General features: G+C 43.6%; 16 protein-coding genes. 7 read left to right on the forward strand and 9 right to left on the reverse strand.

Features of this window, described 5'->3' with window-relative positions:
• Positions 1 to 186 precede the first annotated feature (186 nt).
• Both ACE1CM_RS21360 and ACE1CM_RS21365 read right to left on the reverse strand, forming a co-directional pair.
• Positions 187 to 3,750 (reverse strand): AAA-like domain-containing protein, encoded by a 3,564-nt coding sequence (locus ACE1CM_RS21360; protein ID WP_374880142.1) that lies wholly within the window; start codon positions 3,748 to 3,750, stop codon positions 187 to 189.
• A gap of 9 nt (positions 3,751 to 3,759) precedes the next feature.
• Positions 3,760 to 5,640: an AAA-like domain-containing protein gene (locus ACE1CM_RS21365; protein WP_374880144.1), complete on the reverse strand. Its 1,881-nt coding sequence runs from the start codon at positions 5,638 to 5,640 to the stop codon at positions 3,760 to 3,762.
• A 689-nt stretch (positions 5,641 to 6,329) separates the two neighbouring features.
• Here ACE1CM_RS21365 and ACE1CM_RS21370 point away from each other — a divergent pair.
• From ACE1CM_RS21370 to ACE1CM_RS21380, 3 genes are all read left to right on the forward strand, one after another.
• The gene (locus ACE1CM_RS21370; protein WP_374880146.1) at positions 6,330 to 6,863 is read left to right on the forward strand and encodes a response regulator; all 534 of its coding nucleotides are present in this window, start codon (positions 6,330 to 6,332) and stop codon (positions 6,861 to 6,863) included.
• 294 nt (positions 6,864 to 7,157) lie between these two features.
• On the forward strand, positions 7,158 to 7,916 hold the full coding sequence (locus tag ACE1CM_RS21375) for a class I SAM-dependent methyltransferase (protein ID WP_374880148.1): 759 nt from the start codon (positions 7,158 to 7,160) through the stop codon (positions 7,914 to 7,916).
• Positions 7,917 to 8,014: 98 nt separating this feature from the next.
• Positions 8,015 to 8,812, forward strand: a complete 798-nt coding sequence (locus ACE1CM_RS21380; RefSeq protein ID WP_374880149.1) for a WecB/TagA/CpsF family glycosyltransferase — start codon at positions 8,015 to 8,017, stop codon at positions 8,810 to 8,812.
• A 231-nt stretch (positions 8,813 to 9,043) separates the two neighbouring features.
• Here ACE1CM_RS21380 and purB read toward each other — a convergent pair whose 3' ends face one another.
• The 4 genes from purB to ACE1CM_RS21400 form a co-directional block, all read right to left on the reverse strand.
• Positions 9,044 to 10,339: an adenylosuccinate lyase gene (gene purB / locus ACE1CM_RS21385; RefSeq protein ID WP_374880151.1), complete on the reverse strand. Its 1,296-nt coding sequence runs from the start codon at positions 10,337 to 10,339 to the stop codon at positions 9,044 to 9,046.
• Positions 10,340 to 10,525: 186 nt separating this feature from the next.
• On the reverse strand, positions 10,526 to 10,723 hold the full coding sequence (locus ACE1CM_RS21390; RefSeq protein WP_374880153.1) for a DUF6516 family protein: 198 nt from the start codon (positions 10,721 to 10,723) through the stop codon (positions 10,526 to 10,528).
• On the reverse strand, positions 10,720 to 10,908 hold the full coding sequence (locus ACE1CM_RS21395; protein ID WP_374880155.1) for a hypothetical protein: 189 nt from the start codon (positions 10,906 to 10,908) through the stop codon (positions 10,720 to 10,722). The genes ACE1CM_RS21390 and ACE1CM_RS21395 overlap by 4 nt, the downstream gene beginning before the upstream one ends.
• Positions 10,905 to 11,231: a hypothetical protein gene (locus ACE1CM_RS21400; RefSeq protein ID WP_374880157.1), complete on the reverse strand. Its 327-nt coding sequence runs from the start codon at positions 11,229 to 11,231 to the stop codon at positions 10,905 to 10,907. Before ACE1CM_RS21400 ends, ACE1CM_RS21395 begins: the two co-directional genes overlap by 4 nt.
• A 116-nt stretch (positions 11,232 to 11,347) precedes the next feature.
• Between ACE1CM_RS21400 and ACE1CM_RS21405 the strand changes: the two genes are divergently transcribed.
• The 3 genes from ACE1CM_RS21405 (at position 11,348) to ACE1CM_RS21415 (ending at position 12,689) form a co-directional block, all read left to right on the forward strand.
• The gene (locus ACE1CM_RS21405) at positions 11,348 to 11,479 is read left to right on the forward strand and encodes a hypothetical protein (protein WP_374880159.1); all 132 of its coding nucleotides are present in this window, start codon (positions 11,348 to 11,350) and stop codon (positions 11,477 to 11,479) included.
• A 155-nt stretch (positions 11,480 to 11,634) separates the two neighbouring features.
• Positions 11,635 to 12,234, forward strand: a complete 600-nt coding sequence (locus tag ACE1CM_RS21410; protein ID WP_374880161.1) for a hypothetical protein — start codon at positions 11,635 to 11,637, stop codon at positions 12,232 to 12,234.
• The gene (locus ACE1CM_RS21415; RefSeq protein WP_374880163.1) at positions 12,234 to 12,689 is read left to right on the forward strand and encodes a hypothetical protein; all 456 of its coding nucleotides are present in this window, start codon (positions 12,234 to 12,236) and stop codon (positions 12,687 to 12,689) included. Before ACE1CM_RS21410 ends, ACE1CM_RS21415 begins: the two co-directional genes overlap by 1 nt.
• An 83-nt stretch (positions 12,690 to 12,772) precedes the next feature.
• On the opposite strand, the gene ACE1CM_RS21420 is transcribed toward ACE1CM_RS21415, so the two are convergent.
• From ACE1CM_RS21420 to ACE1CM_RS21430, 3 genes are all read right to left on the reverse strand, one after another.
• The gene (locus tag ACE1CM_RS21420) at positions 12,773 to 13,135 is read right to left on the reverse strand and encodes a DUF5615 family PIN-like protein (RefSeq protein ID WP_374880175.1); all 363 of its coding nucleotides are present in this window, start codon (positions 13,133 to 13,135) and stop codon (positions 12,773 to 12,775) included.
• 9 nt (positions 13,136 to 13,144) lie between these two features.
• Complete coding sequence (locus tag ACE1CM_RS21425; RefSeq protein ID WP_374880164.1) at positions 13,145 to 13,369, reverse strand: DUF433 domain-containing protein; 225 nt, start codon at positions 13,367 to 13,369, stop codon at positions 13,145 to 13,147.
• A gap of 146 nt (positions 13,370 to 13,515) precedes the next feature.
• Positions 13,516 to 15,048, reverse strand: a complete 1,533-nt coding sequence (locus tag ACE1CM_RS21430; protein WP_374880166.1) for a YifB family Mg chelatase-like AAA ATPase — start codon at positions 15,046 to 15,048, stop codon at positions 13,516 to 13,518.
• A gap of 162 nt (positions 15,049 to 15,210) precedes the next feature.
• Here ACE1CM_RS21430 and ACE1CM_RS21435 point away from each other — a divergent pair, with 162 nt between their 5' ends.
• A complete protein-coding gene (locus ACE1CM_RS21435) occupies positions 15,211 to 15,561 on the forward strand; it encodes a histidine triad nucleotide-binding protein (RefSeq protein WP_374880168.1) in 351 nt (116 codons plus the stop codon).
• Positions 15,562 to 15,856 lie beyond the last annotated feature (295 nt).

Below are 15,856 nucleotides of genomic sequence, written 5' to 3' on the forward strand. Positions count from 1 at the left end.
TAAAGAAACCGGGTTTATCTTAAAAAGATTCTACTTTTCCCTAGAGATTGCAGCAAGAAACCCGGTTTGTCTTGCTAAAAGTTTGGCTAATTTGTTGACGTAAACAAACCTGGTTTATCTTAAAAAGATTCTACTTTTCCCTAGAGATTGCAGCAAGAAACCCGGTTTGTCTTGCTAAAAGTTTGGCTAATTTTTGAGGCGATCGCACAAATGGATATCCGCGGGGTCTCTCTCTTTAAATTCTGCATTCGTCCGCAGATAATCCCGCACCCAATTGCAAGCGTATGCCATTTCATCGAGATGGAAAATTTGCTCCAAATTCCAGACAAAGACGCTGGGTTCATCGCTTGCTGACACCAGATATTTCCCATCAGGACTAAACTTAACATCCCAAACACCCCCCTGTCCTAACAGAGTAATCAACTCAGTACCATCTAGCTGCCACAATTTAACTGTATTATCCAAACTGCCAGAAGCTAGCATCTTTCCATCAGGACTAAACTCAACCGTAGGCGCTTGGATTTTATGACCCTTGAGAGTCCGTACTAAAGTGCCATCAAGTCGCCACAGTTTGATGGTACTATCCATACTTGAGGTGGCAATGAGTTGACCATCAAGACTAATTGACAAACCCCAAACTGCATTATTATGTGCTTTGATGCGGTGTAACAAAGTTCCGTTTCGTTGCCAAATAATGAGATTGCCATCTTCACTAACTGAGGCAAGCTGATTGCCATCTGGGGTAAAACGGACTTGATAAACTCTGGCACTATGTCCTTTGAAGGTGGTAATTAACTTTCCGTCCAATTGCCAAAGTTTAATTGTATTATCATCGCTGGTAGAGGCAAGGGTATGACCATCAGGACTGAAAGCTAAACGCCAAACTGGTGCGCTGTGTCCTGTGAAGGTTTTAACTAACGTGCCATCGGTGCGCCACAGTTTCACGGTTTTGTCCGCACTGGCGGAAGCGATGAATTTACTATCGAAACTGAAGGCAACACCTCGCACTGTAGATTTATGTCCTTTGAGAGTTAACAGCAGATTCCCTTTAGGATCGAACAGTTTAATTGTTTTCTCTCGACCTGCCAAAGCGATCAGACTTCCATCGGGTGCATAAGCAATGTTCCACACTTGTGCCTTAATCGGATTGAGAGTTTTGACTAATTTTTCCTCTAGCCGCCAAATTTTTACGGTACTATCGGCACTGGCGGAAGCGATAATATTACCATCAGGACTAAAAGTTACATCCAAAATACTACTCTCATGTCCCTGAAATGTTTTGATTAACGTGCCGTCAGACTGCCAAATTTTGACCGTTTTATCGGCACCAACGGAGGCGATTTGCTTGCCATTGGGACTGAAAACAACTCTTTCGACTTGACCTTTATGTCCTTTAAGGGTGTTAACTAAAGTCCCGTCTAATTTCCAGAGTTTAACCGTACCATCGTCATTGGATGAGGCGAAAATATTGCCTTGAGGACTAAAGGCAACTCCTCTGACCAGCAGACTATTAGCCTTGATGGTTCGTACTAGGATACCATCCGGTTGCCACAGTCGAATCGTATCATCAAAACCGGCGGAAGCAATCAGATTTCCCTGGGGACTGAAGGCAACCCCCCACACAGTGGTTTGATGACCTTTCAATGTAGCCACTAAAGTGCCATCTAGCTGCCATACTTTTAGGGTATTATCATCGCTAGCCGAGACTATTCTATTACCTTGGGGACTAAACGCCACATCCCAAACAGCCGCCCGATGAGCTTGCCAACTTTTAAGTAATCTGCCATCTCGTCGCCAGAGTTTAACCGTACCATCTAAATTTGCTGAGGCAATTAGGGAACCATCCGGACTGAATTTGACTCTAAAAACTGTGGCGTTATGGGGTAAAGTTTTGAGTAAAGTTCCGTCCCGTTTCCAGAGTTTCACAGTTCTATCATTACTCGAAGTTGCTATCATCTTGCCATCCGGACTAAAGGCAACTCCCATCGCGCCGCCTTGATGTCCTACCAAGCGGTTAAACTCATCGGCACCGTAAATTGCTTGTCGCAATATCGCGTCAACTTCTGCTGCAATTTTTGTGTTGACTGTGCCTAGATTTTGCAATTGGCGCTTAGCTTTTATCGCTTCGATCAGTGCATCCAAGTGGCGCTGGGAATCAAAACTGCCTTGAGACGATGAAGCTAATGCTTGAATTTCACTCAGTGCAGCTTTGCGGTACTGTAAAAATGCCATCATCCCGAATCCGGAACTAATCGCTAAGGCTAAACTGCTAACACCCAGCAATATCCGCTGCAATTTGGCAGTTTTTTGCTGTTGTGCCAGTCTTTTTTGTTCCTCTATCAGTTGCGATTCAATTGCCTTTGCTCGTTCTGCCTCTAGCGTTCTTTGCACTTCTTGGCGTTCCAATTCTTGGCTTTTGGCTAAAAACTGATAATCTTGATTGCTCAATTTACGAGATGCTGACCACTCCAGCGCTTCTCGTAATGCTTTTCCTCGCAATAGTCGCGAATCATCTTCACCCGCAGAAGCTAGCCAAGCACTTAGCATGGGGGCATAGGGGCGCAGTTTTTCTAACTGTTTTCCTACCCAATTGAGATTGAATACAGCTTGATAAATCGGGTTGCGAATCTGAAGAAATTCCTCATGTTTCACTACCAATCCCGATAGCAATAATTCGATTTGTGCGGAACTTTCATCAGCGGCGATGCCGATTTCCCCAGCTTCACGAGCGAGCAGAATTTGCTGATAAAGTCCTAACAGATGCCCTGCTCGTTGCTCGTTTCTGAGGAGGCGATCGCGGATGGTTTTTAAATGATATGGTTCATCTTTACTTTCCCAGTTTTCGATGATATGCGATCGCACCAACTCCTCCACCCAAAGTGCCTCTGTTCCTGGAGGAATTTTCCCAACTTCCTCGCCCATACCTCGACAATAATTAACCACGATCTGGCAAAGCTTTTGGGTGAGAAATGGCTGTCCGCCAGTCCAGTATAATATTTGCTGCAAAACCGCTACAGGCTGGCTAGCATCGCCGAATGCGTTATTATCGATAGGGGTTTTTGGCAATAGAGATTGAACTAATCCCGGCAACAGAGGCATCGCTTCCTCTATATCAAAACCCTTGAGTTCAATCGCCCGTCCGATATTAAATGGGGTGCGGTTTTTGTCCGCAATTAAATCTGCGGGTGTAGCGACTCCCAACAGCGCAAAAGTCAGGCGCTCATAGGCTGAATTTTCCGCTCTTTTGTTGTAACAAGCGCGAATCAGGGCAAAAAAATCGTCAATCGGGAACTTTAAACCCAGGACGCTATCGATTTCATCCATAAAAATGACGATATTTTGCTCAATTTCACCCAGCAGTACCGTTTCCAGAAATTCGCTCAAACGGTTTACTAAGGAAAGATGATTGCGATCGCGCCACCAGGATCGCACGTTCACCTTGAGGCGAAAACTGTGGGCTAAAAAAGCCACCAACGAGGCATACCACTGTTCTGGCGTCACCTGTTGCGTACCAATTAATGTCAAATCGATCGACTCGCAGCGAATCCCTGCCTGACGCAAGCGGTGCATCGTTTGCACCCTCAAACTCGACTTGCCCATCTGTCGCGAATTGAGGACGTAGCAAAACTCACTGTTTTTCAGCGCTCGGTACAAATCCTCATCCGCCTGACGCCTCACATAACTAGGGGCATCAAGCGGTAAACTTCCACCAACCTTATATTCGTAAGAAGGACTTTTTCCAGTCAGCATTTCAACACCTTACGTTGGCACTTGCAAGTTGTTGAATGCAAAATCCAGCTCAATTTGATACACCCATATCGGTTGTTCAATTCCCTCAAATTCCTGTTCTCCCAAGTCGAGCAATTCCAGGGGAAGATAAGGTTTGACCGCTTCATAAACTGCGTGGGAAATACAAATCCCTCCAGAGGGAGCTTCTCCTGGCAAGCGCTCCGCAATCTTGACCCCAGTTCCGGTAATATCGCTGCAATTGAAAATCACCTCTCCTATATGAATACCAATGCGATGAATTAGCACTGGTTCTTTCGCGAGTTGCGCCGCCTGATTGAATATCCGTTGCATCTCTCGGGCGCATTTTACTGCATTGGTCGCATTCGGAAAGTAGATCGATAACCCAGCGTCAATAGATTTAATTACCTGACCTTCAAACTGCATAGATAGCTGGGAGATCAACTCTAAGTCTTGATAAAGTTGATTCTGCGTTCGTTCTGAATCAGCTTTTACCAGCGCCGCAAAATTGACCGCATCGGTGACAACAATCGTGGCGAAGCGACTTTCTTCGATGGCATTCAACTGGGATCTGCTGAAGCATTCTCGAAAATACTGACGATACAAATCGCAACTGGGGACGAATCCCCGGTCTTGTTCCCTTACCACTCCCATACTTTGCAATTTAAACCCCTGCACCGGATCCAATTCCAGCGGATTGGGTGACAGCACCACTCGCGTCAGCGCCTTCATCAGTTCTGGATAATGTTTGAGATTCCACAAGATTCCTCGCAGATAATTGCTATAAATTCCGGTTTCTGCAACTGCGGTTTTTAATAACTGTTCCAGGCTCATCTCTTCACAGCTAATGCGATGCATTGCTAGCTGCACTAAATAAGGATTCCCGCCAATCAAACCCATTAAACTTTCTACTTCCTCTTGCTGCCAATCCAATTGGTACAGACTGGCTAAATAAAGCACCTGTTCGCGGGTAAACTCTGGCAACTCAACCGATAAACCAACATTAAAAGGCGATTGATTGAGATTGATCGGGATATAAACTTCGGTAGAATATACCACTATTAACCGCAGTTTTTGCCAAACATCGCTTCCCGAATCGCCATACTTGCTTTTTTCATACCAAGCTCGCAGTAAGCCGAAAAAATCGGTGGCAATTTCCGGGTAATTAAACACTACGTCCACTTCATCTAATGCCAAAACCAGCGGAATTTCAATGTTTGCCAACAAATAATTCTCGAAGTAATCCGTACAGTTGTAATTAGCGCCAAAAATCTCATCCCAATAGTCGGAAATTTGATTGGGGAGTCCCAAACTCCGAGTCACAATCGCACAAAACCACTGGAGAAAGCGATTTAAATCGCTAAAAACCGTAGCATCCGCCAGTTGGAAGCTTAAAGTCACTGTTCTTAGATTTTTCCCTCTCGCTTGCTGGAGAATCCTCGCCATCAGAGAGGTTTTACCCATCTGTTTGGGCGCTTTGATGCGAATTAACGCCCCAGGTTGCAAAATAGTTTCGTCACACAGGGTTTCGATGGGGGGACGCTCTACATAAAAATGGGAATTCAGCGTTACTTGACCTTTGAGACAGATTTTTGGCGGACTCTCTAGACTTTCAGGGGAAAGTTTGGTACAATCCATCTCATTCAAAGTTAAATTAAACGCGGCAAAATAATATTCCAGACTTTGCCGATCCACCGCAACTTTGCGGTTGTGTATTCTAGTGAGGGTATTGGTACTCAAGGAAGTGCGAGCCCTCAATTGTTCCAAAGTGTAGGGGTTGCGAGAATTTTCTTCAATTTCTGACTGCCGCTTTGCTGCTTGCAAGCGCTGCCAACCTTGAGGGGTTAGGATAACACCTCGCTTACGCTTTGGTGACTGATCAGCTGGTGACACCAAAATAAAGCCTCCCAAGTGCTATATAACTGGGTTTTCTAATCGTTAGCCCTACAAGGCAAGCATGTTGGTCTCAACTTTTTAACCAACAATTTTATTGCTTCTAGAATAACAGTTTACCCTTGGCATCTGTCCCAGGATAGAAAACATGCCAAGACTTACCCAAAGAAACTAAGGTGATACGAAAAATCCCTGGGAAAGCGAACCAGAGAGCGATCGAGAAACCGCTGACACAAAGAAACTAAGGTGATACGAAACATCCTTGGGAAAGCGAACCAGAGAGCGATCGAGAAACCCGGTTTCTGTGAGAGATCTAGGTCGAAATCCTGTTTTTGGCCTTTTAAATCTCACTTAATGTAAATTTTTGTAAAGTTGCCTTAATTTGCACAAATTTTCCACAAATCCTTGCTAAGCATCCGACAAACTTGAGGATTGTGTCTGCGGGTGCAAGTACTGGAACTCAAGGAAGTGAGATCGCATCGCTCTATAGACAGAAATAATCTTAAGTTGCGTGCTTAACTTGCGATCTTGAGTTGCACGAGTCTGGCATTGGATGCAAACTATTTATACAGCCGATCAGAAAAGCATCTACGCATTTTTCAACTCGATTCCAGCCAAGTTGGAGACAATGACTCCCTGTACTCTCTGGGGTTATGTCAGTAGCAAATGTAACCAGTGCTTAATCAAACATGAATGAAAATTTAGTCAGCGTAACTGGAAGCACGCTGTTAATTATTGATGACCGTCCACATAACCTGCTCTTTTTATCCACATTACTGATAAAACAAGGTTATAAACTTCGCAAGGCATTAACTGGAGCAGCGGCAATCAAAACCGTACAAACAAAGCTACCAGATTTAATTTTGCTCAAGATGCATCTGCGAGGTATGAGTGGTTATGAAGTCTGTGCTGCTCTCGTCGCAAATCCAGCGACTTGCTCAATTCCAATCATTTTCATGGATGTTCCTACTCAGTTCGATGATGTTGTCAAAATTTTTGCTGTGGGCGCAGCCGATTATATCACTGAACCCATTAAGGTCGAAGAGGTTTTAGTTCGGGTTAATTATCAGCTGACCATCAAAAAATTGCAGACTCAATTGGCTAAAAAAAATGCCAAATTGAGACAAGAAATTCTCGGTCGAAAACGAGCAGAATATGCGCTAAAAAAACTAAACAAATCTTTGTCTAGGTCGTCAGCAATTTTACAACGGGGGCAAGTATAGGAATATATCTGCCCATTGCTGTAACCAGACTTATGGGATGCGCTCCCGTTTTTAATCTAAAGAAATCCAAATGGCAAAGCAGCAATTAATTTACCCAAATTATCCACAAAAATTTGCTTAATTAGCCGAAAAAATTGAGGATGTTGTATGGGGTTAAAAGTATGGGAAGTCAAACAAGTGCCCTCGCATCGATCTAATTTAAGTTGCGGGCTTAATTGACGATTTTGGTAATTAATTCTACCTAAAAACCCGGATATTCAGGTAAATTTGACAAAAAAATAATAGAGGTAATTCATGTTTATAAATAAGCAAATAGATCGATCGCTGTATTCTCAAATTGAACTTCACGAACAGATTTATTCTGCCTTCGACATTGAACTGTCCAAAATGTGTCAGCGGATGTTTTTCCGTTACTTGCAGCGCGTTCCTTCCTCCATCTTGGATATTCGATGCGGTCTGGGTCGCGAACTGAATGCTTTGTCCCGCATCTGTCCAAACTGTGTGGGTATCGACGATAGACTGCAAATTGTTCGCTCTGCTCAGTTTAGATATCCAAACTTGACGTTTAAAGTAGGCGATACAAGTTCGTTCCGCTTGCAGCAGCGCTTCGATGGGATCTTATCCTTAAGATGGGCAATCAATTATGCGCTGACCAATCGGGATCTTGATCGGACGTTACAGACCTATGCCGACCACGCAAAAACGGGAACCTTGCTGCTCCTAGAAGCTTTGAATGCTGACGCTTATATGCCTGAAAACAGGTTGAATAAAAAGCCATTGAAGAGCGTTTCAGAAAGATTTTATGGGGAAGCGATCGCCAAGTCTATTTTCCGACAGCGCCAACAATTTCTGGATCGCCAGCGAATTTGGCACCTTCCGGGACAAGAACCGATAGAAGATTACTGTAGATATCGTTTGTTTTCCTCTAAGGAATTGGAACTTCTTCTAGCCAAAAATGGTTTTCAGGTCGTCGGAATGTTTGATAACCGGGATTTGGACTACAGCGATCTTTGCGGTACTGAGCTATACGTTGCAGCTATTTTTCACGGCTAACCATCAATGGCGTAAATCTTGAAAAATAGCTGTTTCAAGTTAGTTACCTGAATGGAATCGAATTCGTCAATAATTTTTCCCATGGAGGAGCAAGAATCATGAAAAAGGTTAATATACTCAATGTATCTATCGACAACATCTCGAAACAAGAGTTGCTAGAAAAACTGACTCAGCAGGGTGGAATTTTAATAACACCCAATGTAGATCATTTGATTAAAATCCAAAAAGATCGAGAGTTTTATCAGCTTTACAAACTATGTAATTATCGTGTTTGTGATAGCCAGATTATATTTTTAGCTGCCAAATTTTTGGGGTATCCCCTCAAAGAAAAGATTTCTGGATCTGATTTTTTTTCCGAATTTTATCAGTTTAACAAAAATAATAAATCAACTAGAATTTTTTTGTTGGGTTCCGGTGAAGGAGTGGCGAAAAAAGCTAAGGAAAGAATCAATCAAAAGGTAGGCAGGGAAATAGTTGTTGGTGCGTATTCTCCCTCTTTTGGTTTTGAAAAAAATGAAAGTGAATGCCAAAAAATAGTTGATTTGATCGAGGAATCGGGAGCCACAGTTCTGGCAATAGGTGTAGGATGTCCTAAACAAGAAAAGTGGATTTTTAAATACAAAGACCAGTTAAAAAATATCAAAATATTTTTAGCAATTGGTGCAACCATTGACTTTGAAGCTGGTGCCAAACCAAGAGCGCCTAAACCTGTGAGTCAGCTAGGATTAGAGTGGTTGTATCGACTTCTATCTGAACCAAGGCGTTTGTGGAAAAGATATTTAGTAGACGATCTCCCCTTCTTCTGGTTGCTTATTCAGCAAAAGCTCAACTTATACCAAGATCCTTTTGCGCTAAAATCGGTTGAGGTAAGACCTTTGAACAAGTTTCATACATAGGTGAAATTAATCCCTCAGGTTTTAAATAAGTAGACATTGCTAATGGCTAATTGCTAATTGCTAATTGCTTTTTTCCTGACATTAGCCATTAGCCATTAGCCATTAGCCGCTTCGCGAGCTTAGCAGTAGGGGGGGTTTTGATCGCATATCTGTAGGAGGCAAATTTTATTGGTAAAATCTACCCCTACAACAACCCTAACCGGACATGATATAAGTAAAGCCTACCCCTAATCAGATGCTAAGGCGCTGATACACCTGATCTAAATGTTTCAAATGGTGTTGAGGATCGAAGCAAGCTTCTATTTCTTCTGGCGATAATAGCTGGGTGACGCGACTATCTTTTGCAATCAAATCGTGGAAATTACCATCGGGTTTATTCCAAGCTTGATGCGCGCAAGATTGTACAATTGTATAGGCTTCTTCGCGACTTATTCCCTTTCCTACCAAGGTTAATAACACCCGCTGACTGAATACAACGCCGCCGTAAACGTTCATATTTCGTTCCATGTTTTCCGGATAAACTAATAGATGTTTCACCAAATCAGTAATATCCACTAACATGAAGTGCGTTAAGATACAGGCGTCTGGTAAGATTACCCGTTCCACGGAACTGTGAGAGATATCCCTCTCGTGCCAAAGCGCGACATTTTCGATCGCAGCAACTGCGTGTCCGCGGATAATTCTTGCCATTCCCGTCAGTCGTTCCGAACGAATCGGATTGCGTTTGTGGGGCATGGCAGAAGAGCCTTTTTGTCCTTTGGAGAAATATTCTTCAACTTCTAAAACATCTGTGCGTTGCAAGTTGCGAATTTCCACAGCAAAGCGTTCGATGGAAGCTGCGACTAATGCTAAAGTTTGGACAAAATCGGCGTGAATATCCCGCGAGACTACCTGTGTAGATGCGGTATCGGGTTGGAGTGCGAGTTTTTGACAAGCAAGTGCTTCTACACGCGGTTCAATATTGGCATAAGTTCCCACCGCACCGGAGATTTTACCAACGGCGATATCTTGGCGGAGGCGTACCAAGCGATCGCGGTGACGCAACATTTCCGCCAGCCATCCTGCTAGTTTAAACCCAAAGGTGATCGGTTCGGCGTGGATACCATGCGATCGCCCGATCATCACTGTATTGCGATGCTGTTGTGCTTGGTAGCGAATCGCTTGGATTAAATCTTCCACCCGTTCCAACAATACATTTACACTCGCTACCAATTGCAGCGCCAACGCCGTATCCAGCACATCCGAACTCGTCAAACCCAAATGGATATAACGTCCCGCGTCCCCCACATATTCATTAACATTGGTTAAGAACGCAATCATATCGTGGCGGACTTCCGCTTCAATTTCCAGCACCCGTTGGGGGTCAAAATTCGCCTTCGCCTTAATTTCCTCAACAGCTTCAGCGGGGATATAACCCAATTCGGCTTGCGCCTCGCAAACGGCTATTTCTACCTGAAGCCAAGTCTTAAGTTTATAAGTTTCCGTCCACAGGTTGCCCATTTCAGGCAACGTATATCGCTCAATCACAGTCCGCCACAGATTACAACTGTCTTATTGTACAACTTAGGTTTGCCCTCGTTCGCTGTTCGAGCCAACTCTTTTAATATTTTATAGCGCTCGCTGGTATTTTTTTTACCATAATGTTAGCAAATTATTGTTATTTTATTGCACTTATTTATTCTTGAATTGTTCCCTCAAGGATTGTTGCCCTAGTTAAATTAGTTCGGTTTCCACAATCTCTATTAATTCTAGGATACTCAGAGATTTACCTGGAGCTACGTTAGATTCATCACCCACATGTACGTGATGTGGTAAATTCGGCAAATTTGGAAAATGTTCTACATTATCCCACCGTTTTTTTAATACTTGTTGCTTTTCGTCCATCCATTGATGTCGATAACTTTCTGTCACGCAGCGTCCATCTTTGACAAGTATTCTACTACTTCTAGAAAGTCACCGTTAGTCAGGGTAAGTCGCGCCCGAAAATACCCTTGAGCGAGCGAAGCACGTTCTTTGACAATGGCAATGGAATCGACGACAGAACTGGCAATCAATTTTGCCTTGATTTCGGTTAAATACTGCTGTGGAAGTGTCATGCTTGCTGAGCTTGCAGAATTTTTAGTCGCTGCTGCACAGATGTCCACATTTGATAAAAAGCACTCCACTCAACAAAATCGACTGCATCACCCATTTCCCCTAAACGGAAACGCTGGTAAAAATCCTCAGATGACATTTGATACTTTTCTTCAAATGCTTGCAATTCTGTTTTTAACTCCCCAGCTTCCTGTTGTGCAGTTGTTATTTCATGAGCAATGAGTTTTTCTAGAGTCCGCTCTACAAGATCGCTACTGTATCCCCCTTGGCTGTAAATTATTTGCAATATTTCTAGTTTTTCCAATGTTTTTGCTTGGTTTGTCATCCTACATGACTCCGTTTTGTTCTCATTGTAGCTGAAATCTTAGGCGCGAGCGAAGATGACAATTTCTTCATCGATTAAAAACTGCCAACCTTTTTCAACTAAACGAATGGCGTCGTGTGTTTGCGATCGCGATTGCTGCTAAAGATGGTCGAGCAGAGATAGTGCGAGTGCAGGATGACAAAATTGAGGGTAATTTCCGCTCAGAAGATATCAAAACGTTTCAAATATTGGCTCAAAGCTTAGAGTAAGAGCTAGCAATATTTCCCTCCACATATTGCCCGTTTCCAGCAACGTAGATCGCGCGATCGCAGTTTGGAGGCAGAGCATCTGTCACATTTTAGCGTTTAAACAGGTCATAATAGAATCAAATCCGTCAAGCTATGGTGACAGAGTTTGAGAAAAATTGACCCCAGATAATGAAGCAAATATGAATACTCAAGAACTATTGCAGCAGGTAAAGTTTATTGTAGACGCCGAGGGAAAGCGATCGGGTGTCTTTCTGAGTATGGAAGTTTGGGAGAAACTATTCACCCTTGTTCAAAACCTGCAAAACGAGGAAAAAGTTCCCCAAAAGCTAAAAACCCAGGAAGAGATTATCCCTTGGGAAGAATTTCAAATTGAATTGGCAGCAAGAGGTTTACCCACAACTTACAATTCACCCGAAGATTTTATCAATGCGATTAAATCTGATTTTGAGCGAGGAGGTTTGCACATAGCACGTCAATTGGCTTTTCGAGCCGTTGAACTTTATCCTGAAAATGAAAAGATTCAATATTACGCTTATGTTCTCGCCCCGCCAAAAGCTACCGTCGTTCCTAGCAACCCTGAGCGTCGTCAAAGTATTATGGCAGATCGAGCATGGATGGATAAAAATCGGTTGAACTATATAGGGCGATGGGTAGCACTTCGCAATGGCGAGTTGCTAGCCGATGCAGCTTCTCTTGACGAATTAGCAGCTAAAGTAGGAGATTTAAAAGGTACATTTTTTACAGTTATTTACTGATGCTATTGCTTTTTACAAATGGCGATACTTTTGCTACAGGTGCTATTCAGTATAAGTACAAGCCTGCAACTCCTAATGAGAAAACAAATAGAATTTTTATAAGGGTAGAAATTGCAGGTTATCCCACAGAAGCTGTTGTGGATACAGGTGCGCCTTATGTAGTCTTAGCACCAGCGATCGCTAGAATTGCCGGTGTGAATTCTGCTTCTGCTTTAGCCAGGGAGAGAATGTTAATTAGAGGAATGTGGTTGGATGGAAATATTTATAGATTGAATATAAAGTTGGTCGCAGAGTTAGGTGATGACTTGGATGTACAAGCGACTGTTTTTGTACCGGATAGAGAAGAATTATGGGGTAATTTTCCTTCTTTTATCGGCTTGGGTGGTTTTTTAGAAAGAATCCGTTTTGCTTTCGATCCCGCAACCGATACTTTTTACTTTGGTTCTCTGACGTAGCGAGCGCATTTACTTTGCTCGTGTTAACTCCCAAGTGCTTGTATTTGATTTGAAATGTTAGGTAAATTCCAACCCTACTCATCTTATATCGGTAATTTTCGCACGCGGATCGCTTCTTCGCTCACAGTAATAATAGCGCCTAATTCCAATTCGTTGGCAAACTGTGGCAGCACTTCTGCTAATATTTCATTCACCATTTCTGGTCTTTCATCGTTGAGCCGTAATAAAATTATACTGGGCGATAGTTCGCCGCTCATGACGATGAGCGAATCAATGCCAAAATCTCTGGTTAGGATAATCCGCTCTTCTTGGCGCGCCTTGATAACAATTTCTTCATCGGTTAAAAACTGCCAACCTTTTTCTACTAAACGAATGGCTTCGTGTCCTTGCGATCGCAACCACTTAACGGTGCGGGGAGAAATCCCCATATTGGCTAAAAATCTCATCAAATTTGCTCACCCTCTCGGATAAACTTGTTCTTTGGCTAACCAAGCCGCATATTCCAGGCATTGTTGAATATCTTCTGTTTCAAGTTCGGGATAATCTGCTATAATATCGGCAATTGATTTGCCATGTGCTAGCAAATTTAAAACTAAAGAAACGGTAATTCGCATTCCCCGAATGCAGGCTTGTCCAGCCATGATGTTGCGGTCAAAAGTAATGCGGTCAAATCCTAACATTTGTCTATCTCCTAATTTAACTAAATTAACTAAAGTTGCCAGTTATCTCAACCGTGCGGCTAATGGCTAATGGAAAGTATTATTGTGAACTTTTCTCTCTTTTCCAATTAGCAATTAGCAATTAGCAATTAGCAAATCGGGTTAACTTATTGCATTCGATCGATAGTGCGATACTGAATTGCCTCGGCGACGTGGTGGGTTTTAATCGGATCGTCACCAGCGAGATCGGCGATTGTTCGGGATACTTTTAAGACGCGATCGCTCGCCCTAGCGGAAAGTCCCAATTTCCTAATTGCTCCTTCTAATAAATTCCGAGATGCATCATCTAACAGACACCATTTTTGTAAGTGATGGCTTTGCATTTGGGCATTACAGCGCACAGCAGGTTCATCTTTAAATCGCAATATGGCGCGATTTCTAGCTGCTTGTACTCTCTGCCGCACGGGTGCAGATGGCTCGCCTTGTGCTTGAGTAGTAATTTCCTCTGCTTTTAAACGATTGACGGCAACTTGTAAATCTATTCTATCCATCAAAGGGCCAGAAAGTTTCGCCCAATATTGCTCGCGTTTATTAGCAGTACAAGTACAAGGTTGAACCGCATCGCCAAAATAACCGCAAGGACAGGGATTTGTACTTGCTACTAAGGTAAACTGAGCGGGGAAGCTAACAGATTGTTTGGTGCGAGAAATAGTAACAACACCATCTTCTAATGGCTGACGTAAAAATTCTAAAACATCGCGTTTAAATTCCGCTAGCTCGTCCATAAAAAGAATACCTTGATGGGCTAAAGAAATTTCACCGGGACGGGGAAAGCTACCACCGCCAACGAGAGAAGGCCCAGAAGCGGAATGGTGAGGACTGCGGAACGGGCGATCGCTTACCAAAGTTCCTCTATTTTTAAGTAACCCAGCAACCGAGTAAATTTGCGTCACTTCCAATGCTTCTTCAAACGTCAGAGGCGGTAAAATTCCAGGTAAGCGTCTCGCTAACATTGTTTTACCGCTACCTGGAGGCCCGACAAAGATTAAATTATGTCCGCCAGCAGCAGCAATTTCTAACGCACGTCGGGCCTGTGTTTGCCCTTTCACATCTTTTAAATCTGGCCCGTTAAACTGAGATTTAGCCAATTCTTTGATACCATCGAATTGCACTGGCTGGTAACGTTCTGGCTGGTTCAAAAAATTAGCCACCTCTTCCAAATGTTTAAATCCGTAAACTGCTAAACCCTTGACTACAGCAGCTTCTTGTGCATTGTCGGCAGGAACCACTAATCCCACAATTCCCATGGGTTTGGCAGCAGCAGCAATAGGCAAAACGCCAGCAACAGGACGAAGGGTGCCGTCCAGGGAAACCTCACCGAGGAATAAATAATCCCCCAATAATTGAGCGCTCACTTGTTCCGATGCTGCCAGAATGCCTACGCTGATAGGCAAATCAAAACTTGGCCCTTCTTTGCGTAAATCGGCAGGAGTTAAATTAACAACAATTTTACGCAAGGGAAAGGCATATCCAGAATTTTTCAGCATTGCCTTTACCCGTTCTCGTGACTCTTGAATTGCTACATCCGGGAGTCCTAAAACAACAATTCCCGGCAGCCCTCCCGCCGATACATCAACTTCCACCCCTACTTTAACCGCGTCGATACCGACGATGGTTGCACTCCAAACTCTGGCTAGCATGGTAGTTTCGATAACTTGGTTTGTTTTTAGGGTTCCCGCCAAGTCTCTCCCACAAACACAGGACTTAGGCAAAGAAACCGGGTTTCTCCACTAATAAACAAAGGTGATGGCCTCGTCGTAGCCCAACAGGTAGAATGCTGCTAGCCGAATTCACCATCCAGCATGACTCAAGCCAAAGAAACGATTTTCAGCAAAATCATCCGCCGGGAAGTTCCCGCTGACATTGTATATGAGGACGACCTCGCCCTCGCCTTCAAAGATGTTAACCCCCAAGCGCCTGTTCACATCCTCGTTATTCCCAAACAGCCGATTGCCCAAATATCCGATGCCGAATCTCAAGACCACGCCCTGATGGGACACCTACTGTTGACCGCAAAGCGCGTCGCCCAGCAAGTCGGACTCGATAACGGCTATCGCATCGTCATTAATAATGGCTCAGATGGCGGACAAACCGTATTCCACCTGCACCTGCACATTCTCGGCGGACGCCAGATGAAATGGCCTCCCGGTTAAGTGAGCAGGTGAGCAGAGCAGCAGAATTTACAGATCGAAATGTAGGGTGCGTTAGCGAAGCGCGTAACGCACCGCTAAATGTAGCGGTGCGTTAGCCCTAGCGTCACCCACCGCAGTCACCACATATGGTGTTGCTGCGTCAGTCGTGAGAATGATAAGCTGCGCTAATACCATTGATAACTACTACCAATCAAAAATAAATGCAACAGATATTTACAAAACTAAATAAGTGGGTTAATGTATATACATCGGAAGGCAAAACCGACCGACAACCTTGAAAAATAAATCATTCCAG

This window comes from Microseira sp. BLCC-F43 (assembly GCF_041929235.1).
Taxonomy (GTDB): domain Bacteria; phylum Cyanobacteriota; class Cyanobacteriia; order Cyanobacteriales; family Aerosakkonemataceae; genus Microseira.

What these genes read in the sequence shown, in the direction of transcription:
- ACE1CM_RS21360 (WP_374880142.1), bottom strand. Translation starts at nt 3,750, where the DNA reads ATGCTGACTGGAAAAAGTCCTTCTTACGAATATAAGGTTGGTGGAAGT.
- ACE1CM_RS21370 (WP_374880146.1), top strand. Translation starts at nt 6,330, where the DNA reads ATGAATGAAAATTTAGTCAGCGTAACTGGAAGCACGCTGTTAATTATT.
- ACE1CM_RS21375 (WP_374880148.1), top strand. Translation starts at nt 7,158, where the DNA reads ATGTTTATAAATAAGCAAATAGATCGATCGCTGTATTCTCAAATTGAA.
- ACE1CM_RS21380 (WP_374880149.1), top strand. Translation starts at nt 8,015, where the DNA reads ATGAAAAAGGTTAATATACTCAATGTATCTATCGACAACATCTCGAAA.
- ACE1CM_RS21395 (WP_374880155.1), bottom strand. Translation starts at nt 10,908, where the DNA reads ATGACACTTCCACAGCAGTATTTAACCGAAATCAAGGCAAAATTGATT.
- ACE1CM_RS21400 (WP_374880157.1), bottom strand. Translation starts at nt 11,231, where the DNA reads ATGACAAACCAAGCAAAAACATTGGAAAAACTAGAAATATTGCAAATA.
- ACE1CM_RS21415 (WP_374880163.1), top strand. Translation starts at nt 12,234, where the DNA reads ATGCTATTGCTTTTTACAAATGGCGATACTTTTGCTACAGGTGCTATT.
- ACE1CM_RS21420 (WP_374880175.1), bottom strand. Translation starts at nt 13,135, where the DNA reads ATGAGATTTTTAGCCAATATGGGGATTTCTCCCCGCACCGTTAAGTGG.
- ACE1CM_RS21425 (WP_374880164.1), bottom strand. Translation starts at nt 13,369, where the DNA reads ATGTTAGGATTTGACCGCATTACTTTTGACCGCAACATCATGGCTGGA.
- ACE1CM_RS21430 (WP_374880166.1), bottom strand. Translation starts at nt 15,048, where the DNA reads ATGCTAGCCAGAGTTTGGAGTGCAACCATCGTCGGTATCGACGCGGTT.
- ACE1CM_RS21435 (WP_374880168.1), top strand. Translation starts at nt 15,211, where the DNA reads ATGACTCAAGCCAAAGAAACGATTTTCAGCAAAATCATCCGCCGGGAA.